Genomic DNA, 21513 nt, shown 5'->3' with positions numbered 1-21513 from the left:
TAAGATGAATAATCGTCTAAAAAATATATCATTGATTCTATTAATAGCATTTGTATCTGTAAACGCTACTTGTCAAGATAAGGCAAGTAGTGTTGCAGATTCTAAAGTAGAAAAGAAAAAGAAAAAAAAGTATAAGTTGCCAGATGTTGATTTAAGTCATTGGAGCGTAACAACTCCAGAATTAAATGCAAAAGGCAGCGCAATGAACATTGAACCACCTGAGATTTTAAATTATGCAACAGATGAACGTTTGTTACCTTACATGTACAACGATTCTACTAATGGGGCATTAGTATTTTATGCATACCCCAGTAAGGCAACAACAGCAAATACTAAATATTCACGTTCAGAATTACGTGAGCAAATGGTGCCTGGAGATAATAATACCAACTGGACTTTTGCTCAAGGTGCTTATATGAAAGGAAAATTAGCTATTGAAGATATTACTAAAGATTCAAATGGGAAATATCATAAAGTTATCATTATGCAAATTCACGGTCGTTTAACCAACGAACAGCGCGATTTAATAGGACAAAAAGATAACAATGCACCACCAATTTTAAAAATTTATTGGGAAAATGGCAAAATACGAGTTAAAACAAAGGAACTTAAAAATATAGGAGCTATAGGTGAAGAGTTATTGCACGAAGATGCTTGGGATGATGATAAAGGTTTCAATTTTGAACAGGCAGTAGGTTTCGGAAAATTTACTTTAGAAGTTAAAGTTAGCGAAGGGAAAATGGTCGTGGTTTTAAACAATTCAGAGTATAAAGTTTATGAAAACATCCATATGAGGAAATGGGGTGTTTTTGAAAATTATTTTAAGGCAGGAAACTATTTTCAGTCAAGAGATGAAGGAGCCTTTGCTAAGGTAAAATATTACGAGTTGGAAGTAAAACATTAAGCAATAATAATACATAAACTTATTTGTTTAAGTTTTTGTTATTTTTGCGCTCAAAAAAGTGTGGTCAACCAATTTTAAAACAAGTTATATGAATTTAGAGGTTTTATCAATAAGCGACAATCAAGAATTACAGAATTCTGTAATCGATAAAATACGTGAGCTAATAAATTTTAAAAATTTAGAACCTAACGATAAATTGCCATCAGAACGCATGCTGTCTGATAAATTTGGAGTTAGTCGTGGGGTAGTTAGAGATGCTATCCAAAAGTTAGAATTTTATGGGCTATTAAGGTCAATTCCACAAAGTGGAACTTTTGTTGCAAACGTAGGTGCTATTGCTATGAACGGTATTGTTGATGATATTTTAGATTTAAAAGAATCAGATTTTAAATCATTGGTTGAAACTAGGATCTTGTTGGAATTAAAAACGGTTAAATTAGCTTCATTACGAAGAACTGAAGCAGATTTAAAAAGCATAAAAAGTGCGCTTAATGCTTTTTCCAAAAAAGTATTAAATAATGAAAATGCAGTACAGGAAGATTTGCTATTTCATTTAGCAATAGCAAAAGCAAGTAAAAACAGTACCCTAAATACCTTTATGCTTTCAATAACACCTGAAATCATAACAAATTTTGCAAAGTATCATGTTTGTGATGATGATTTAGCAATGAAAGGAATAGATGAACACACCGCTATATACGAAGCGATAAAAAATCAAAATCCTACAATTGCTAAAGAAAAAATGAAAATACATTTTAAAACGCTATATCAATATTGTTATAACGTTGACAACAAATAAATCAACAACTACTTTACTGGTTTAGATTTATAAATAATAAAATAAGAGTATGAAAGTTAAAGGATTACGTTGGTGGGTAGTAACATTAATTGCAATTGCAACTATTATTAATTATATTGATCGAACATCATTAAGTGTTCTTTGGCCAGAAATAGCAAAGGAATTATATCCGGGACATTCGGCCGATGAAACAAAGTCAATATATGCTCTTATTTCTATTATTTTCGTGTTTTCTTATGCTTTTGGACAAGCAATATTTGGAAAAATTTTCGATTGGGTTGGTACACGAATGGGATTTGTATTATCTATAGGAGTATGGTCCATTGCTACTGCATTGCATGCTTTTGCAAAGGGAGTTTTAAGCTTTGGTATATTCCGTGCCATATTAGGAGTATCAGAAGCTGGTAACTGGCCAGGAGCCACAAAAGGTAATGCCGAGTGGTTCCCTATTAAAGAGCGTGCATTTGCACAGGGAATTTTTAATTCTGGAGCAGCTATTGGAGGAATTATTTCCATTCCATTAATTGCATATTTAACAATCTATTTTAGCTGGAAATCTATATTTATTTTGATTGGTTTAACAGGTTTACTTTGGTTAATACCTTGGTGGATTGTAGTAAAAGCAGAACCAAAAAAACACCCATGGATTACAGATGAAGAGCGTAGCTATATTTTAACAGGTCAAAAAAGCAATGATTCTACTGAGGAGATAGATCCGAGTAATGAATATAACCCAGATACTAAACAGCTACTTGGCCATAAACAAAGTTGGGGCGTAATACTTGCTTCAGCTGCTATTGATCCAATTTGGTGGCTATTTGTTTTCTGGATACCGATTTATTTAAATGAAGTTTACGGTATGGATGTAAAATCCATTGGACTTTATGGTTGGGTGCCTTATGTTGGAGCTATGTTGGGAGCTTATTTCGGGGGCTTATTGGCGCAAAATAGATTAAAGGCAGGTTGGAATGTTAACAGAACACGAAAAATGGTAATAACGCTTGGTTGCTTAATTATGTTACCAGCATTATTGGGTATGGCAAACCCTGGTGGGCCTACAATGGCTGTTATTATTATGGCTGTAATATTGTTCGGGTTTCAAACAGCTATTGGAAATGTTCAAACGTTGCCTAGTGATCTTTATAGTGGAAAAACGGTTGGTACATTGGCTGGATTTTCTGGTATGGCAGCAAAACTTACTGCAGCAGGTTTAACGTATTTAGTGCCTTGGTTAACAAGTGGAGGAAATTATACGCCTGCATTTATTATTGGAGCTGCTTTAGCCATTTTAACCTTGGCTAGTGTATGGATATTAATACCCATAGTAGAAGTAATAAAAAGAAAACAATAAATATAAAATTAATTAAAATAAATAAAAGAGTATGAGTAATTCAAATGGAAAAGTAGCTGTAATCACTGGAGCAACTGGTGGAATAGGTTTCGAGGTAGCAAAAAGATTAGGTAAAGATGGATATACAGTAGTGTTAAACGGAATTGAAGATGAAACAGGAGCTGCAAGAGTTAAAGAACTTACTGATTTAGGAATCACTGCTGAATATTACGGTTTTGACATGACAAAGGACGAAGAAGTAACTACAAACATCAATAAAATTGGTAATAAATACGGTAAAATTGATGTTCTTGTAAACAATACTGGTGGTATTGGTGTTAGAGCTAGATTTGAAGAAATGACCACTGAACAATACAGATTTGTTATGGCTTTAAACCTTGATTCAGTATTTTATGCTTCAAGAGCTGCTATTCCTTTCCTAAAAAAAGGTGAAAATCCTACAATTATAAATTATACTTCAAATGCAGCATGGAATGGTGCAGGACCTGGTGCTGGTATATACGCAGTTTCTAAAGGTGGAGTACAATCTATCACCAGAGCTTTGGCTAAAGATTTGGCTGAATATGGAATTAGAGTAAACGCAGTATCTCCTGGTACTATTGATACGCCTTTCCACGCACAAATTAAAGCGACTAAACCAGAAGTTTTTGCTTCTTGGGCAAATAGTGTTTTATTAGGAAGATTAGGTCAACCAGAAGAAGTTGCTTCTGTTGTATCATTCTTGGCTAGTAAAGATGCATCATTCATTACAGCCGAAACTATCCAAATTGGTGGTGGTCAAGCTTTAGGAATCTAATAAAGTTTTCTATATATTATAAAAAATGCTGATATTCATTTATCAGCATTTTTTATTTATAATTATTTGTTCATCTTGTTAAAAATATTTTTTATAAAAATGAGCAACAAAATGCCCCCTAAGGCAGATACAAGTAGGTTGATTATTAATAATAGGCCATCAAAATTTCCTTTGTTGGCTATAGACCATGGGCTAAAACCTAACCTTCCGAAAGTTTTGATAAATAAAGCACTTCCAAAAACTCCAATGAGTGTATTCCCTGTAAAACCAAACGTATATTTTTCCTTTAAATAACCGAATAGATTTGCAGCAATAATTCCTGTAAAAATACTTATTAAAGAAAGTAATGTTTCAGTCATAATAGGATATATATACTAATGCCCATAATCCATTTTATCTATTTTTCCTGCCATTAATCTTTTTTGAATAATCATATAAACAAAAAGAAGGATAAAGCCAATAATCCCCCAAGTTAAAGCTACGGACAAGCCATATTCTGATGCAGCAGTATTATATATGGTTAAAGGTTCATGGATTTCATTTATAGAAGGTAATATTACTGGGAATAATGATGCAAGCGATGATGCAATGCCTCCAAAAATCAACAAGGTTGACAACACAAAACCATGAATATCTTTTTTTAATTTCTTAATAAAAAACAATCCAAACAATCCTGTTAAATAAATAATTGGAAATACTATTAAATATGGTTTGTTAGCAAAATTATCAAAAGAATTTGGGTTCACTGTTTGCCAAACAATTAAAGAAAATAGTGTGAGGGCAGTTAAAACAATATTCAGTATAAAAATAATATTTTTAAGCTTGCTGTTTATTGATGAATTTGTTTTTAGAATTACCCAATTTGCACCGTGAATGGCTAAAGTAACCACAGAAATTAAACCGATAATGAGCGTAAACCAATCTATAACCCCAGGGTGTTCACTTAAAGGGCTAAAACTACTATCCCATAATGGTAAGAAAAAATAATGACCTTCATGAGCAGCGACTCCATTTTGAACGATTCCTAAGTTTACACCTCTCACAATGTTACCTAATGCAATTCCAAAAAATAAGGCTAATAATAAACTGGAAACTCCAAATGATGCATCCCAAATATCTTTCCACATTTGGTATTTAAACTGGCTTCTAAATTCTAACCCAATAGCCCTAAAAATAATTAACCATAAAACCAATACGAGTGGTAAGTAGAAACCACTGAAAACAGATGCGTAAAATGTGGGGAAAGCCATAAAAAGCATTCCTCCAGCAGCAACTAGCCACACTTCGTTAGAATCCCAAAATAACCCTGCTGATTTTGCAATGACTTCTTTGTCCTTTTCGGTTTTAGCAAAAAATAAATGAATGATTCCAGCTCCAAAATCATATCCATCTAAAATAAAAAACACAGCTAAAACAATACCTATTATTATATACCAAAATATTTCCATAATTAATGTGTTTGAGGTGTTGGACCTTCGTTAATGGTTTTGCCTACTAAGACTAAAAATAATAAACCTAATAGCATATATAAAGCTACAAATCCTAATAAAGTAAATAGGGTGTTACCAGAGGAAACTGTTGGCGAAATACCTTCGCTAGTTTTTAGTAGACCATAAACCAAATAGGGTTGTCTTCCTAATTCTGCGGTATACCAACCCGTTAAGTTTGCTATATAAGGAAACGGAACTAAAAACATAATGGTCCAAAGTAAAGGTTTTATGGTGTGCAATTTTTTTCGCCATAAAAAGAAAAGTGCTAATGCCATAACACCTATAAATATGGTGCCTAAACCAACCATGATATGATAAGAATAATAGAGTGCAGGAATATTATCTGGCAAGTTTTCTTCTTCAAACTGGTCTATTCCTGGTATTTGTTTATGCCATTCTTGGTAAGTTAGAAAACTTAATATATTTGGTACCGCTATTTTATTGTCCAATTTTTTTTCAACCATGTTTGGTTGACCAATAAGTACAATTTCAGATCCTGCTTCTTCAGTATGAAAAATTCCTTCCATGGCTGCAAAAGTTGCAGGTTGGTGTTTAGCAACATTTTTAGCATTCCAGTCACCTGTAGGAAAGGCTACTAGAATACTGGAAATAAAACCAAAAACAACCCCTGTCTTTAAAAATAGTTTTCCGTACTCCGTTTGTTTATTTCTTAGAACGTAAAAGGCACCAATACTTGCTACTACAAAAGAAGAGGTTACAACAGATGCCAGTTGATTATGTAAAAAAGCGGGTAGAAGCCAAGGGTTGGTAAAAAGCGCAGAGAAGTTTTCTAACACAAACTTACCATTATCTAAAATTTCATGGCCTACAGGGTGTTGCATCCAGGCATTGGTAGACAAAATAAACCAACCGCTTGCCCATGAGCCCAAAAACACAAAGAAGCCTGTTAGGAAATGTAGTTTTTGCCCCATCAATTTTTCGCCAAAAATAAACAAGGCTAAAAATGAGGATTCCAAAAAGAACGAGAACATACCTTCCATGGCTAAGGTTTGGCCAATAATACCACCAGTTAGCTCAGAAAATTTTGCCCAATTGGTACCGAATTGAAACTCCATGGGAATTCCTGTAACGACCCCCATGGTAAAATTAACAGCAAATATTTTCATAAAAAATTTTGCAGCATCGTTATATTTATCAACTTTGGTTTTAAGGAATTTCCATTTAAAATAGACTATCATTAATGATAACCCCATGGTTAATTGCGGAAAAATATAGTGAAAGGTGATAGTAAATGCGAATTGCAATCTATCGTAAAAGAGCATGTCTTCCATAAAATGAATTTTGTAAGCCAAAAATACAACACTGTACGAAACTAAGAACCATTTTTTTGACTTTAGATGTATGTTTTGCTTAATTTTTTATAAAAAAAAAAGCATTCTTAATTTAAGAATGCTTTCTGCGCTATTAATTCCACTCATAGGGAGGAAGTCTGTTAAGACATGTTAAAAATACTTAAATTATTATAATTGTTAATTAACAAATGTTATGTGGTTAAATTTAATTGTGAATGAATAATGAAGCTTTAAAACCATATTGGTCTTTGTTTATTATTTCTTAAAAGTTATTCCCTCCAATTTAAAAAGCCTCCTTTTAAATCGTAAATTTCAGTAAAGCCCAATTCAGCTAACTGTTTAGAGGCTTTGTTGCTTCGGTTGCCACTTTTGCAATACACGTACACAGGTTTCTTTTTGTTCAATTTATTTATTTTATAAACAAAACTACTTGATAGAAAGTCGATGTTTTTAGCATTATTGATGTGTCCAGATTTGTATTCATCAGCAGTTCTTACATCAATAAGTTGAACAGAATGATTTGAGATTTGATTTTTGAATTCTGCCGGTTCCAATACTTTTATGTTACTATTTTGTATTTGGCATCCAAAAATGAATGAAAAAATGGATATAATTATAAGGTTGTAGGACATATGTAATCTGTTACGGGAATTTGTGCTTCTTTTATAGCATCAAAACCCCCTGTTATATTAATTAAATTATGAATCCCCCTGCTTTTTAAAATAGAAGCAGCAATCATAGATCTGTAACCGCCAGCACAGTGCAGGTAGAACGTTTCATCTTCAGGAAATTCATCTAGATGATCGTTTAAGTAATCTAAGGAAGTGTGATGTGCGTTTTTAACGTGCTCCGATTTAAACTCACCATCTTTTCGAACATCAAAAACGGGTACATCTTCTTTTTTTAATGCCTTTTTTAATTCTGAAGCAGAAACTGAGGTGATTGTATCATATTCCAATCCTGCTTTTTTCCAAGCTTCAAAACTACCTTTTAAATAACCTATGGTATTGTCAAAACCAACGCGAGATAAACGGATGATACTTTCTTCTTCTTTTCCTTCGGGAGCAACAAGTAAAATAGGTTGCTCTACATCGGCAATAAGTGCTCCCACCCACGGGGCAAAATTACCATCAATACCAATAAAAATAGATCTGGGTATGTGTCCTTTTGCAAATTCGTCCTGATGGCGTACATCTAAAACTATGGCACCTGTTTCGTTAGCAAGATGTTCAAATTCTGAAGGTGTTAATGGGGTAGTGCCACGTTCAATCACATCATCTACATCATCATAGCCTTCTTTGTTCATTTTTACGTTTAGAGGAAAATATTGTGGAGGTGGCAATAAACCATCGGTAACTTCCTTAATAAATTCTTCTTTGGTCATATTCGCACGAAGGGCATAATTGGTTTTCTTTTGGTCGCCAATGGTTCCAACGGTTTTTTTGCTTAGGTTTTTTCCGCAAGCAGAACCAGCTCCATGTGCTGGGTATACAATAACATCATCTGCTAAAGGCATAATTTTGTTGCGTAAACTATCAAAAAGTAAACCTGCTAAATCTTCCTGTGTCATGTTAGCGGCTTTTTGTGCTAGATCCGGTCTGCCAACATCACCCAAAAACAGCGTGTCTCCACTAAAAATGGCATGATCTTTTCCGTTTTTATCTTTAAGCAAGAAGGTAGTACTTTCCAAAGTGTGTCCAGGGGTATGTAAGGCTGTTATGGTTATTTCGCCTAATTTAAAAACTTGCCCATCTTTAGCAATAATAGCATCAAAAGAGGGGTTTGCGCTGGGGCCATAAATGATGGGCGCTCCTGTTTGTTTAGATAATGTAATATGCCCACTAACAAAATCGGCATGGAAATGCGTTTCAAAAATGTATTTAATTTTTGCACCATTACGCTTGGCTTTGTTAATGTACGGCGTTACTTCTCTTAATGGGTCTATGATAGCCACTTCGCCATTGCTTTCAATGTAATAGGCGCCTTGTGCTAAACATCCTGTATATATTTGTTCAATATTCATAATCAAATAGTTATTAATTGTAAAAATAGGTCATTTTTCGAATTTGAACAGTAACAAAAGTTACAATTCTTACTTATGAAAATTCTTTGATAATTATATAAATGGCCATGATTAAAATAAACCAACCAAAGCCTTTTTTTAGTTTTTTGTTTGAAACGTATTTTGATACATAGTCGCCTAACAGAACTCCAGAAATTGTTAAAAATGAAAATGTTAGTAGAAAGACCCAATCGGTATTTAAGTTGTGTAAATCGCCTAAAAACCCAATAATGGAATTTATGGATATGATAACTAATGATGTGCCTACAGCATTTTTCATGGATAAACCAGCCCAAAGTACCAATGCTGGTACATATAAAAAACCACCGCCAGCACCAATGATTCCCGTAATAACACCTATTACCAAACCTTGCGTAAATGTTTTGTAATAAGGTTGCTTTATAAAAACAGTAGCTAATTTCTTTTTTGTTTTTATCATGGAAATTGACGCGGCAAACATAACGATGGCAAAAAATACCATGATGGCAATTTCTCTTGTAATTACAAATCCGTTTGAACTGAAAATGACATCAGGAATATTTGGGACTAAAAAACGCCTTGTAATGTAAACGGCTAAAAAAGATGGAAACGAAAATGCTAAGCCTGTTTTAAAATCCACCAATTTTTTTTGATGTTTTTTAAAGACTCCAATAATGGAAGATGTGCCTACTACAAAAAGCGAATAAGCCGTAGCAACCACCGGATTATAACCTAAAAGATATACCAATAAAGGTACTGTTAGTATAGAGCCTCCACCACCAATAAGACCTAAAACAACCCCAATTAAGAATGCGCCTAAAAAACCTAAAAAATCTATAATAGCCATAGTTATGTTTTACAATGCAAAACTAGACTACTAAAAAGGTTCGTTCAGTAACAAAGGTTACACTCTGCTAAATGTCTAAAATTTTGATACTGTTTCTATGGAGCTTGATTTTTCCCTCATTTTCTAAAGTTTTTAGTAAGCGTGAAATTACAACTCTGGAGGTATGTAAATCGAAAGCTATTTCTTGGTGTGTTACCTGAATAACATCGTTGTGGTTTACCATGGCTTTGTCTTTTAGGTATTTAAAAAGACGCTCGTCCATTTTTAAAAAAGCAATAGTGTCAATGGCTTCTAAAAGTTCGGTCATTCTATCATGGTAGCTTTGAAGAATGAAATTTTGCCAACTTTTGTATTTTCCCATCCATTCGCCCATTTTTTCAATAGGAATCATAATGAGTTTGGTGGGGGTTTCAGCAACCGCTCTAATTTCACTTTTTTTCTGCCCCATACAGCAGGATAGGGTCATGGCGCAGGTATCGCCACGTTCAATAAAATAAAGCAGCAGTTCGTCGCCTTTATCATCTTCACGCAAAATTTTCACCGCCCCACTAACCAATAATGGCATCGATTTTATGTAATTGCCTATATCTATTAGTTGAAACCCTTCGGGTATTTCCTTAAAAGTTCCAACACTGTTAATTTCCATCAAAAGGCTATCTTCAAACAGGTAACCGTAGTTTTCTTTTAATTCGTTAATCATTTTATGTATGATTTTGGACCATAAAGGTATTGACTTAAAATTAAATTAAAGCAGAATTTAGTATCTTTAAAGTGGGTATGTATGTGAATATTAACCGTATGATAAAATAAAATGAATTAGCTAATAAAAATATCAATTTTATCTTTGTTAGATTTATAGTTAATTTTATATTTGCACACTGGAAAACAAAAATGTTTTTGTTTAACGTGTTGAGGGCTCTTAGCTCAGCTGGATAGAGCACCTCCCTTCTAAGGAGGCGGTCTCAGGTTCGAATCCTGAAGGGCTCACAAAAAGCTTCACTATGTTTATAGTGGAGCTTTTTTGTTTTTTAGGGATTATTGTTCTAATTGTAGAAAAAATGGATATTGTTACTATCCAAAAATGAATAATCAAAAAAATTGAATTTAATTGAAGCAGAATTCTAACGGATTTACATCAACAATACTTTTTGTAAGACCCGTTGAATATCTACATTATCCTTTTGCGGAATTAAATACCGTTCCAAATCTTCCTTTGTGGTAATTTGTTCTTCTCTATCAATAAAGCCATAACCACGATAGCAGCTGTTTTCAATCATAATAAAAGCTTCTTCATTTGCATTCCTGCCTTGTTGTTTTAAAATAACGTCTTTCGACTTGTTTTTAAAATACGCAATGGCTTGATTAACACGCATGTTATATAATGCAATAGATTCAGTTTCTTTACAAATACCCTGGCATGTTTTAATCTCATAATGCGAGCATTGCGTAACACCTTTTTGTAAATGGCAGTATTTTGGACATAAATTAAATTGTTTACAAAGAATTTCTAAGTAATGCCTACATTCTTGAATGCTATAAAATACTTGTATAGGCTGTGGGGTTGCTTTTAGTACATTGTATGCTATATGTAAAACACCTTTTCTATCTTTATAGCTAAAAAGGGCATAAGCTTTAGGGATGCGTTTGGCGGCTTGATTGTATTTTGGAAAATGATGCTTAATGGCGGCATCTTCCATAAGTAAAGCAATGGTTTCACTACCAGAGAGTTCAAAATCAACATCGGCAGTTTCTCTCGATAAATTTAACTCCTTTTCGGTTTTGCTATAGAAATGGCTCAACACACGTTTTTTTATGTCTTTTGCTTTTCCAACATAAATAATTGTTCCTTTTTTATTTTTAAAATAATAAATACCTGTAGCATTTGGAAGTTGGTTGAAAGTATCTTGGTTTAAATGCGATGGCAGTGTCGCCTCTTTAGATTCTTTCTTGAAAAAAGACTGAATAACTTCTTGGGCATTGGGTTGGTTTAATATTATTTTAAATAAGGTAACGGTTGCCTCAGCATCCCCTCTGGCACGGTGTCTTCCATTTATAGGAATATCCAATTGATCGCATAATTTCCCTAAACTATACGATTTATAACCGGGCAGTAATTTTCGCGATAGCCTAACCGTGCAAAGTTTCTTTCTGTTAAAGTTGATGCCAATGGCTTTAAACTCATTTCGTATTACATTGTAATCAAAATTAACACTATGGGCAATAAAAACAGCACCTTGGGTAATGGCTAAAATGCTTTCAGAAATTTCAGAAAATGTAGGCGCTTTGGCTACCATGTAATCGTCAATACCCGTTAAGGCGGTTATGTAATCGGGTATAGGGGTTTTTGGATTTACAAGCGATGTAAATTCATCAACTAAAGCATCGTTTTCATACCTAAAAATTGATATTTCAGTTATCTTATTTCCTGTTCCCGTGGTTTCAACATCAATGACTATATAAACCATCACATTAATTTTTCTAAAGATTTTAATTCTATACCCAGCTCGTTAAACATATTTATAATGCTACTTAGCTTCAGTTCTTGCTCGCTATATTCTTGGGTGTTGATGCTACAGGTAAATTCCCAAAGCTCCAAAACTTCATCAATGGAAATGCTGTAATCATTATATTTTTTGTTATCGGACATTAACAACAAGGAGTTGTTAAAATCAATATTATTCATAACTCTTTTATAAACCATACCATCATTTAAGGTCACTAATACATAAGTTCTTCCACTTTTTATGTCACTTCTATCTTCAACAAAACGCCCAATTACAAACGAGCCATCTTTCATGGGTAACATAGAATCGCCTTTAATGGGGAAAGCCCTGTGTTTTCCAGTTGTTAAAAATGGCAATTTTATTTTTTGCAATTGTTCTATATATTCAGGGTCATCATAACCTGCCAAATAACCCGCCGATGCCTTTACGGGTACTACTTCAATTAAATTATCATTATCACTATCAACCATAATAGGAAATAAAACACGTTGATTGTTTAACTCAATGAATGAGAAATCTTTGGCCTTAGTTAAATCTTTTCGAAGTAAAATATCAATAGGTATTTTGAAATAATCGGATAGATTTATTAGAAACTCAATAGTAGGGGAAGAGCGCCCTTCTTCATAAGATCCAATTCTGGAGCGTGTCGCTTTTAATTCAACGGCTAGAGCCTCTTGTGAGACGTTTTTAAGGTTTCTTAAATGCTTGATGTTTTTTGCTATATTTTCCATGTTGCTACAAATATAAGTTATAATTACTTAAATATGTAGTTATTTTTTTAATGTGATTATAAAACCAGTGATTAATCTATAAATAGATTTTAGTTTTCATATCTTCGGATTCGTATAACTTACTTTCCTTAACAAAACATTCTTTAATAGGATAATTATGGTCAAGTATATAATCTTAATTTTTTTAAGTTTATCAATTACGGTTTCTTCTCAAGAAGCAAACATAGCTAGTGACTTTTCACAAGACGGAACACTACGCAAAAATTTAGATAAAACATCAGACGCTTTAACAGATTTTAAAGAGGGTGATGCTTGCAAGGTGCTTGGTTATTGTGGCAAAGAAATTTATAAAGTGAAGTATAATGGTTTTGTTGGTTTTGTAGATTCTCAATATTTGAATTTGAATGAAGCCATCATGGATTTATATTACGATTTTCAAGAAAGCGAAAGACTTCGGATTATTGCTGAAGAAACAAAACGAAAAGCAGCGGTACAGGAAATTGTTCAAGAAGTTGAAGCGGACAAAGAACAATTAAAATTACTGGAATTCGAAAAACAAAAAGCTTTAGAACTTATTGAGAAAAATAGGTTGGATTCTATTGTGAATACTCAAAAAGCAGCCATAGAGAAAGTAAAACAGGATTCCATTTTAAAAGTAAGAGAAGAAGAAAAACGCCTCCAAGAATCCCAAGAAGCTGCTGCAAGAAAATTGGAAACAGAGCGGATTGAAAAGGAAAAACAGGAAGCCATTGCCAAAGCTAAAGCGGAGGAAGATAAGCGCATACAAGAAGCTCAAGAGGCAGTAACAAGAAAGTTGGAGGCAGAGCGTATTGAAAATGCAAATCAGGAAGCTATTGAAAAAGCAAAGGCAGAAGAAATAAAACAGGTAACAGAAGCACCAGAAGTAAACATAGCGAGTGATTTTTCACTAAACGGAACACTGCATAAAAATTTAGATAAGACATCAGGCGCTTTAACAGATTTTAAAGAAGGCGATGCTTGTACGGTGCTTGGTTATTTTGGCAAAGAAATATATAAAGTGAAGTATAATGGTTTTGTTGGTTTTGTAGATTCTCAATATTTGAATTTGAGTGAAGCCATCATGGATTTATATTACAATTTTCAGGATAGCGAAAGACTTCGGATTATAGCAGAAGAAACAAAACGAAAAGCAGAGGTACAAAAAATTGCCCAAGAAGCTGAAGCAAGAAAATTGGAAGCAGAACGTATCGAAGAAGAGAAACAGGAAGCTATTGCGAAAGCTAAAGCTGAGGAAGAAAAACGTATACGTGAAGCCCAAGAAGCCGCCGCAAGGAAATTGGAAGCAGAGCGTATAGAAAAAGAGAAACAGGAAGCTATTGCCAAAGCTAAGGCTGAGGAAGAGAAACGCATCCAAGAAGCCCAAGAAGCCGCCGTAAGGAAATTAGAGGCTGAACGTATCGAAAAGGCAAAACAGGATTCTATTTCGAAAGTAAGAGAAGAAGAAAAACGCATCCAAGAAGCTAAAGAAGAAGCTGCAAGGAAATTAGAGGCTGAACGTATTGAAAAGGAGAAACAGGAAGCTATTGCCAAAGCTAAAGCAGAGGAAGAGAAGCGCATAAAAGAAGCCCAAGAAGCCGCTGCAAGAAAGTTGGAAGCAGAGCGTATAGAAAAAGAGAAACAGGAAGCTATTGCCAAAGCTAAGGCTGAGGAAGAGAAACGCATCCAAGAAGCCCAAGAAGCTGCCGCAAGAAGGTTGGAAGCAGAACGTATAGAAAAAGAGAAACAAGAAGCTATTGCCAAAGCTAAAGCAGAGGAAGAGAAACGCATCCAAGAAGCCCAAGAAGCTGCCGCAAGAAGGTTGGAAGCAGAACGTATCGAAAAAGAGAAACAGGAAGCTATTGCCAAAGCTAAAGCAGAGGAAGAAAAGCGGATACAGGAAGCTCAAGAAGCTGCCACAAGAAAATTGGAAGCAGTACGTATAGAAAAAGAGAAACAGGAAGCTATTGCCAAAGCCAAAGCTGAGGAGGAGAAACGCATCCAAGAAGCTCAAGAAGCTGCCGCAAGAAAGTTGGAGGCTGAACGTATCGAAAGGGCAAAACAGGAAGCTCAAGAAGCTGAAGCAAGAAAGTTGGCAGCAGAACGTATTGAAAAGATAAAGCAGGAAGCTCATGAAGCAGCTGTTAAAATGTTAGAAGCTGAACGTATCGAAAAGGCAAAACAGGATTCTATTTCGAAAGTAAGAGAAGAAGAAAAGCGCATCCAAGAAGCCCAAGAAGCCGCAGCAAGGAAATTGGAGACTGAGCGTATGGAAAAAGCAAAACAGGATTCAATTATAAAAGTAAGAGAAGAGGAGAAGCGTATCCAAGAAGTCCAAGAAGCTGCCGCAAGAAAGTTGGAAGCAGAACGTATTGAAAAAGAGAAACAGGAAGCTATTGCCAAAGTTAAGTTAGAAGAAGAAAAACGTATGCAAGAAGCCCTAGAAGCAGCTGAAAGAAAGTTAACAGCTGAACGTATTGAAAAGATAAAATTAGAAGCCCAAGAAGTAGCTGCAAGAAAAATGGAATCTGAACGTATTGAAATATTAAAGCAGCAAGCTCTAGCTCAGGCTGAAGACGTCAAGGAAAAATCAGCAATTAAAGAAGTTGTTGTTGAGCAAAATACAGATGAAAACAATGAAGCTAAGGAATTAGAACTTATTGAAAGAAACACATGTCATTATGCAATGAATGAATATGATGACTTTGAAAGAATTAAAATTGTTAGAACAGATCCTTATCATATTAATGACAAGTTAACCGTTGAGTTGTTTAAAAGAGGAAAAAGTGTTAACATTTTTTTTAATTTAAAGGAAGATTTGGGTTGTTCAAGTTACCTGCCAAGTAATAGGTCCTATGTGAAAGTAACACTTGATAACAATCAAACCATCACTTTTTACCATACTTGGGATATAGATTGTGGAGACTTTGGTTTCAAAGGTGTTCTGAATAAATCTCACATCAATAGTTTGAAAAAAGCACCAATAAAATCAATATTTTTAAAAGGAACGAAAGGGTCTGCTACAATCACAACTATTGACTACAAGACTATTTTTATAGATAAATTGGATTGTATAGATAATTAATTTGCTTTTTTAGTTAGTAACACCAAATTATTATCCTCCATATCAGTAGTAAAAAATAAATAGCTATCGCCACCATCTTTAATATTGAACTTTTTACGCAGTTGTTCCACTGTTTCAGTAAAGTTGCGTGTCGTAATATTGGCTTTGCTTATACCCAGTTTTTTTAAAGCTTTTTTGTTGTAAAGCAGGCAATTTTCAATTTTAAAACACCTTCCGGGGAAATCTATTAAAACAGCACTCGTATATAAATGTGAGTGTTTGTGAAGCTTAAAAACATTTAGTTGAGTAGAAATGGAATCAAACCCACCTGCTTTTAAAATAGCACTGTTGGGTTCGTATAAATAGGTAAGTGGCTCACTGTATTTTGCCGTAGCTGTTTTTTCATTTCCCAAAGAAAAATTAAAAACTTCATGGTTATCTTTTTTGAAATTGATGGTTTTAATGGAGATTTCTCCTTTAAACCCATCTTCCAAAACCCAAAGCAATTCTTTTACTTCATTGTTTACTGCCACCACATGTATTGTTTTTACGTGTTTTAATTCATTAATACCCACCGTAAAATCTAGCAATGGCGATGTTTTAATTAAGATGTTTTTTGAACGTTTTAAAAGCAAATCCAAATGTTCCGGAACGTTTGGTAAACAATCGTTTAAAAAGAACACTTTACCTTTGCTATCGTGCCTTCTTGAAGGGTCTATATATATCCAATCGAATGATTTTGTGCTGCCTTTTAAAAACACCATACCATCAACCGCATGTGTTTTTATATTTTGAACATGTAATTGCTTGTAATTGTGTGCAACTATTTTAGAAAGTTCTTGGTTAATTTCGCAGTGTTCCACCGTTTTAAAAACTTTTGAAAAGTGGTAACAATCTACTCCAAAGCCACCTGTTAAATCGATGATGGATTCGCCAGTAATTAAGCTTGCTTTGTATTGAGCAGTAGTTTCAGATGAGGTCTGTTCAATATTTAATTTATTAGGATAATAGATGTTTTTGCCTTCAAACCAAGTTGGTAGTTTCTTTTTGCTACGTTTTTTCGCTTCAATTTGCTCAATAATTGCTTTGGTATCAACATTGGGGAAGTTAGTTCCTTTTAATAATAAAGAAGCAATATCAGCATTTAAATTTTTAGATATAAATTCCTGTATTTCAGTATTTAAAATATGGATGTTCAAATAGGGTTGTAATATTTGGTATTGAATTTAATTAATAAGTAAATATAATATTATTTACAATACTCTTTGAAGCTTGTTATTTAAATTGATTTTTTGAAATGTCTCAAAAAAAAAGAACCCCATAATTACTATGGGATTCTTTCAGAGATTTAGAAATTAATCAAATTATCTAAATTAAAGTTTTTTAGTTTATTAGTTTAGGTTTGATAACTATCATGGCCCAAGCCCAGTTTTGCATATCTGCTGCATTCGCTTTCGTTACGCCTTTTAGCTCATACATGCCATCGTTAGCAAACATTTGAGAATATCCTAATACTAAACTGTAACCTTTGAATTTCTTGGCGAAAACTAAATCTAATTCCGTTCCTAATGATTTTTCACCGCTAGCTAATTCTTGCTCGCCACTAAAATTTAATACGTTTACAGATAGGTTAGATGTTTCGCTTAATTTGAAATCTGCTCCTATATGGATATCAACTAAACCAATAGAATTTGCATGGTTCCCTACGTAGAAATAATCCATAAATCCGTTAAATTTATGATTGGTACCATATAATGGGAAGAAGGCTTCGCTTTTAGTAGTTGAGGTGTCATTACCACTAATAATTTCAAGGCCAGCACCCAAAGTAACTTTTGGAGATGCTTTATAGCTGAAATCCAATCCTAAAAGGTATGCGCTATTAACTTGATCGCCAGTTTGTAAAAAAGCATTCGCAGCTACACCAAAACTCCCTTTTTTATAGTCTAAATGTGTTCCTAGTGTCTGTAAACTGTTTACGCCATCAGGTGTTACATTGTCAGCTTCAAATTTTTGAAAACCGTTGTTAAGCAATAATAAACTTCCAGAAAAACTTTCACCAGCTTGTTTTAAATATAGGTATTGCATGGTTTTATATGAAAAGAATCCTGTAGTGTTATAGGCTGTTCCTGTATTTACAAAACCCGTTGGGTTTGAATAGTCTTGACTAAAGGCCAAACCTAAATCGAGCATGAATTTCCCTTTGTTGTATTTAATTAAGGCAGCATCGTGGTTACGCCCTTGTTGTGCCCAATCCAAGCCTCCAAAAATACGTTGGTCATCATAAGAAATAACTTGACGGCCTAATTTAGTTGAGAATCCTTCACCTAAATTAATATCTGCCCAAGCCTCGAAAATAGAAAAGGAATTGTTTTGATCGTAAGGCAGCAATTGTCTGTTTTCGCCCCAAACCATGACATCTTGAAGACTTAAATAAAATTTGTAAGATTCGGTGTTATAACCTGCATTTAATCTGGTTCTTGTTGAAATTCCGAAACCTGGGTCGGCAGCATCAGGGATGATACTTCCAAAGCCATTTCTATATTCAGTTCTTGGACGAAATTCGCCATCTAATGTAAATTGTGCTTGTACAAATTGTAAGCAGCCTAATAAAAGTCCTAGAATTACATATTGTTTTTTCATTTTTTTTGATTTTTAAGTTATGGTTGATCTTTATTTATTATGTTTTTGTGTTGCTTATATTTTGTTGTTCAAATATATAAGCAGTTGTTTTTTTGTTATATGATATATCTCATGTAATTTTTAATGCTCTAAAAAATCTATAAGATGCTTTCTGTATTTGTAATAATCGTCGTGTTCCAATACAGATTTTCGGGTTCTGGGGCGTTCAAAATCTATGTTTAAAATATCGCCTATTTTGGCTTTGGGGCCGCTGGTCATCATTACCACACGGTCTGCTAAAAAGATGGCTTCATCTACATCGTGGGTTATCATTACTGCGGTAATTTTTTCTTTGTTCCAAATTTCAATTAAGATATCCTGAAGTTCACCTCTGGTTAAAGAATCCAGCATCCCAAAAGGTTCGTCAAGCAATAATACTTTGGGTTTTATGGCAAATGCCCTGGCAATTCCAACACGTTGTTGCATCCCTTGGGATAGCTCAGATGCACGTTTGTTAAAGGCATCTTCCAAACCTACTTTTTGCAAATAGTATTTGGCAATATCGTTACGTTGTGCTTTCGTGGCATCTGGAAATACTTGGTTAACGCCTAGTAATACATTTTGAAGCGCCGTCATCCAAGGCATTAAACTGGGTGATTGGAAAATAACACCTCTATCGGGGCCTGGGCCTTTTATGTGTTTACCCAATACTGAAATATTACCTCCAGAAATGTCATTAAGTCCTGCAATCATGGAAAGCATGGTTGTTTTACCACAACCTGAATGACCAATGATGGTAACGAACTCTTCCTTTCTTATTTGAAGATTTAAATCTTCCAGAACTACATAATCACCTTTTGGAGTTGGATATACTTTCTTAAGGCTCTTTAAATCCAACATCACCTCATTTGAAGGGAAAAGCCCATTATCATCTAGAGTTGTTCTATTTGCTGTTATTATACTCATGGTTTTTCTTATTAAAATCGGTTTACAAAATCTTTTGGGGTTAACTCAGGAAGTACATACTCTGTTTTAGATACCGATTTTCGTTCATTTCCAATATCCATTAAATACTCAATAATGGCGTTTCTTGTTTTCTTGAAATTTGGGTTATCGTTCATTTCTGTTTTATCTCGTGGGCGGTCAATATCAATTTTAAACTCAGGTCCTAAAGTGGCATTTGGTCCTGGACGCAGTGGAATAATACGATCTGCCATGTAAATACCTTCATCTACATCGTTGGTAATCAATAGGGCGGTACGTTTGTCTTTTCCCCAAATGTTTAAAATTTCATCTTGTAAATTGCCACGTGTTAAAGCATCTAATGCACCAAGTGGTTCGTCCATAATAATCATTTCAGGTTTCATGGCTAAAGCGCGCGCCACCGCAACACGTTGGCGCATACCACCCGATAATTCTTTCGGACGTTTGTTGATAGCATGCGATAAGCTTACCATTTCCACATATTCAGCAACAATGTCGTTTATTTCAGACTTACTTTTTTTAGGAAATGCCTCTTTCACGGCCATGTAAATGTTCTGGCCAACCGTTAACCAAGGCAATAACGAGTAATTTTGAAAAATAACTCCACGTTCATGGCTTGTTCCAACAACAGGTTCGCTTTTAAACAACACTTCGCCACTGGTGGGTTGCAACAATCCGTTTATTAAGTTTACCAAGGTTGTTTTTCCGCTACCAGTAAATCCAACAATAGCAACAAACTCACCTTCTTCAATAGACAAATTAATGTTTGAAAGTACCTCGGTAGCATGTTCACCTTTTCCGTAGGTTTTATAAATATTATTTAATTCTAAGTATGCCATTTCTTTATGTTTATTTGTTGATTTGGTTATTTGTTGAATTGTTAATGTCGATTACACAACTAAACAATTAAACAGTTAAACATTTACTTAAATTCCATCATTCTTATTAAAAGAAATCATGTTTTGAACGGTTAGCATGATTCTGTCCAACAAAAATCCAATACCACCAATAATAAACATGGCAACAATTATTTTTGAGTTAGAATCTATCGCACCATTTTGGAATTCTTCCCAAACAAACGATCCTAAACCAGGACTTTGAGCCAATAATTCAATAGCAATAAGTACCATCCAAGACACTGAAAGTGTAATTCTTAATCCGGTAAAAATTAAAGGTAAAGCAGATGGTAATATTACTTTAAACACTTTTTGAAAGGTGCCTAACTTCAATACTTTCGCTACGTTTATATAATCTTTATCAACCGATGATACCCCCATGGCAGTGTTTACCAACGTAGCCCACATAGAACATAAACCAACACTAATAAACGAGATGATGAAAGCACTATCAGAATTTGAATCTTTGGTTAATGTTTTTACAATCATAAAAACCAATAACAACCAAACTACGGGCGATACGGGTTTGAAAATTTGAATTAACCAGTTAACCGAGCTCCTTAAGGTTTTGCTTAGCCCTATTACAATTCCTATGGGAACTGCAATAAGCAATGCTAAAAGAAAACCTGCAAAAACCGTTTTAATACTGGTTAAAATTTGGTCTACAAACGATGGTCTTCCGGTATAGGTAATGGCGTCTTTTCCTTCCGCTATTCGTTTTGCATTTAAAGCAGCTGTTTTTTCAGCAAAAGCCTGTTTGTCTGCTCTAATAGCAAAGTGATCGTCTAGCAAAGTGTTAAACGAAGCCCAAACTTGAGCAGGAGATGGTAATGTGTTTGGTTGGCATTTTACGGCCCCCGATGCTATACATGCTTCCATGGCATCGGCTGCTTCCTGCCCTTGTTCGGTTAATGCTTTTTCAATTTTGTATGTGGCTTCCGTATTGTATAGAGCTTGAGATCCCATGTGCCATAGCCCTATAAATAAAAGCATGGAAGCAAGAGGCACTACTACTTTTCGTAAGAAGTTTCTAAAATCTTCTTTTTCAATCTTCCCTGTGAATATCAATTTTAAGGTTCTTAAAAACTCGAATCCCATAAACTTGGTTATCTTATCTAATGTGATGCTTTGCTTCATGATTACTAACTTTTTTGTA

Annotated in this window: 19 protein-coding genes and 1 tRNA gene; 6 read left to right on the top strand and 14 right to left on the bottom strand. The window is 34.3% G+C overall.

Annotation, left to right across the window (positions count from 1 at the left end; genetic code table 11):
• The first annotated feature begins 4 nt into the window (after positions 1-4).
• The 4 genes from J8H85_RS13775 to J8H85_RS13760 all read left to right on the top strand — a co-directional run bounded on the left by J8H85_RS13775 (position 5) and on the right by J8H85_RS13760 (position 3850).
• The gene (locus J8H85_RS13775; RefSeq protein WP_209655792.1) at positions 5-904 is read left to right on the top strand and encodes a polysaccharide lyase family 7 protein; all 900 of its coding nucleotides are present in this window, start codon (positions 5-7) and stop codon (positions 902-904) included.
• 88 nt (positions 905-992) lie between these two features.
• On the top strand, positions 993-1703 hold the full coding sequence (locus J8H85_RS13770; RefSeq protein WP_209655791.1) for a FadR/GntR family transcriptional regulator: 711 nt from the start codon (positions 993-995) through the stop codon (positions 1701-1703).
• Between the two features lie 49 nt (positions 1704-1752).
• A complete protein-coding gene (locus J8H85_RS13765) occupies positions 1753-3054 on the top strand; it encodes an MFS transporter (protein ID WP_209655790.1) in 1302 nt (433 codons plus the stop codon).
• Between the two features lie 31 nt (positions 3055-3085).
• Positions 3086-3850: an SDR family NAD(P)-dependent oxidoreductase gene (locus J8H85_RS13760; protein WP_209655789.1), complete on the top strand. Its 765-nt coding sequence runs from the start codon at positions 3086-3088 to the stop codon at positions 3848-3850.
• A gap of 62 nt (positions 3851-3912) precedes the next feature.
• Here J8H85_RS13760 and J8H85_RS13755 read toward each other — a convergent pair whose 3' ends face one another.
• The 7 genes from J8H85_RS13755 to J8H85_RS13725 form a co-directional block, all read right to left on the bottom strand.
• A complete protein-coding gene (locus J8H85_RS13755) occupies positions 3913-4209 on the bottom strand; it encodes a hypothetical protein (protein ID WP_209655788.1) in 297 nt (98 codons plus the stop codon).
• Between the two features lie 15 nt (positions 4210-4224).
• Positions 4225-5298, bottom strand: a complete 1074-nt coding sequence (gene cydB / locus J8H85_RS13750; RefSeq protein WP_209655787.1) for a cytochrome d ubiquinol oxidase subunit II — start codon at positions 5296-5298, stop codon at positions 4225-4227.
• 2 nt (positions 5299-5300) lie between these two features.
• Positions 5301-6632: a cytochrome ubiquinol oxidase subunit I gene (locus tag J8H85_RS13745; RefSeq protein ID WP_209655786.1), complete on the bottom strand. Its 1332-nt coding sequence runs from the start codon at positions 6630-6632 to the stop codon at positions 5301-5303.
• 290 nt (positions 6633-6922) lie between these two features.
• Complete coding sequence (locus tag J8H85_RS13740) at positions 6923-7285, bottom strand: rhodanese-like domain-containing protein (protein WP_245243815.1); 363 nt, start codon at positions 7283-7285, stop codon at positions 6923-6925.
• Positions 7267-8676, bottom strand: coding sequence for an MBL fold metallo-hydrolase (locus J8H85_RS13735; protein ID WP_209655785.1), 1410 nt, complete (start codon positions 8674-8676; stop codon positions 7267-7269). The genes J8H85_RS13740 and J8H85_RS13735 overlap by 19 nt, the downstream gene beginning before the upstream one ends.
• Before the next feature lie 73 nt (positions 8677-8749).
• Positions 8750-9541, bottom strand: coding sequence for a sulfite exporter TauE/SafE family protein (locus J8H85_RS13730; protein ID WP_209655784.1), 792 nt, complete (start codon positions 9539-9541; stop codon positions 8750-8752).
• A gap of 67 nt (positions 9542-9608) precedes the next feature.
• Positions 9609-10241: a Crp/Fnr family transcriptional regulator gene (locus J8H85_RS13725; RefSeq protein WP_209655783.1), complete on the bottom strand. Its 633-nt coding sequence runs from the start codon at positions 10239-10241 to the stop codon at positions 9609-9611.
• A gap of 213 nt (positions 10242-10454) precedes the next feature.
• On the opposite strand from J8H85_RS13725, the gene J8H85_RS13720 reads away from it, so the two are divergent.
• Positions 10455-10528: transfer RNA gene (locus J8H85_RS13720), tRNA-Arg, on the top strand.
• A 143-nt stretch (positions 10529-10671) separates the two neighbouring features.
• Here J8H85_RS13720 and J8H85_RS13715 read toward each other — a convergent pair.
• A complete protein-coding gene (locus tag J8H85_RS13715; RefSeq protein WP_209655782.1) occupies positions 10672-12006 on the bottom strand; it encodes an exonuclease domain-containing protein in 1335 nt (444 codons plus the stop codon).
• Complete coding sequence (locus J8H85_RS13710) at positions 12006-12776, bottom strand: XRE family transcriptional regulator (RefSeq protein ID WP_209655781.1); 771 nt, start codon at positions 12774-12776, stop codon at positions 12006-12008. Before J8H85_RS13710 ends, J8H85_RS13715 begins: the two co-directional genes overlap by 1 nt.
• A 157-nt stretch (positions 12777-12933) precedes the next feature.
• Between J8H85_RS13710 and J8H85_RS13705 the strand changes: the two genes are divergently transcribed.
• Positions 12934-15879, top strand: a complete 2946-nt coding sequence (locus J8H85_RS13705; RefSeq protein ID WP_209655780.1) for a hypothetical protein — start codon at positions 12934-12936, stop codon at positions 15877-15879.
• Here J8H85_RS13705 and J8H85_RS13700 read toward each other — a convergent pair.
• From J8H85_RS13700 to J8H85_RS13680, 5 genes are all read right to left on the bottom strand, one after another.
• Positions 15876-17057 carry a THUMP-like domain-containing protein gene (locus J8H85_RS13700; protein ID WP_209655779.1) on the bottom strand — a complete coding sequence of 394 codons (1182 nt, stop codon included), beginning with the start codon at positions 17055-17057 and terminating at the stop codon, positions 15876-15878. The two genes, J8H85_RS13705 and J8H85_RS13700, sit on opposite strands and share 4 nt — an antisense overlap.
• A 184-nt stretch (positions 17058-17241) precedes the next feature.
• The gene (locus J8H85_RS13695) at positions 17242-18498 is read right to left on the bottom strand and encodes an alginate export family protein (RefSeq protein WP_209655778.1); all 1257 of its coding nucleotides are present in this window, start codon (positions 18496-18498) and stop codon (positions 17242-17244) included.
• Positions 18499-18618: 120 nt separating this feature from the next.
• Positions 18619-19443 carry an ABC transporter ATP-binding protein gene (locus tag J8H85_RS13690; protein ID WP_209655777.1) on the bottom strand — a complete coding sequence of 275 codons (825 nt, stop codon included), beginning with the start codon at positions 19441-19443 and terminating at the stop codon, positions 18619-18621.
• A gap of 11 nt (positions 19444-19454) precedes the next feature.
• A complete protein-coding gene (locus J8H85_RS13685) occupies positions 19455-20300 on the bottom strand; it encodes an ABC transporter ATP-binding protein (protein ID WP_209655776.1) in 846 nt (281 codons plus the stop codon).
• An 87-nt stretch (positions 20301-20387) separates the two neighbouring features.
• Positions 20388-21494: an ABC transporter permease gene (locus J8H85_RS13680; protein ID WP_209655775.1), complete on the bottom strand. Its 1107-nt coding sequence runs from the start codon at positions 21492-21494 to the stop codon at positions 20388-20390.
• Positions 21495-21513 lie beyond the last annotated feature (19 nt).

The organism is Mariniflexile gromovii, from assembly GCF_017814435.1.
Classification (GTDB): Bacteria; Bacteroidota; Bacteroidia; order Flavobacteriales; family Flavobacteriaceae; genus Mariniflexile; species Mariniflexile gromovii.
Note: the sequence above shows the minus strand (reverse complement) of the source record. Positions and strands in the feature narration are given on the sequence as shown.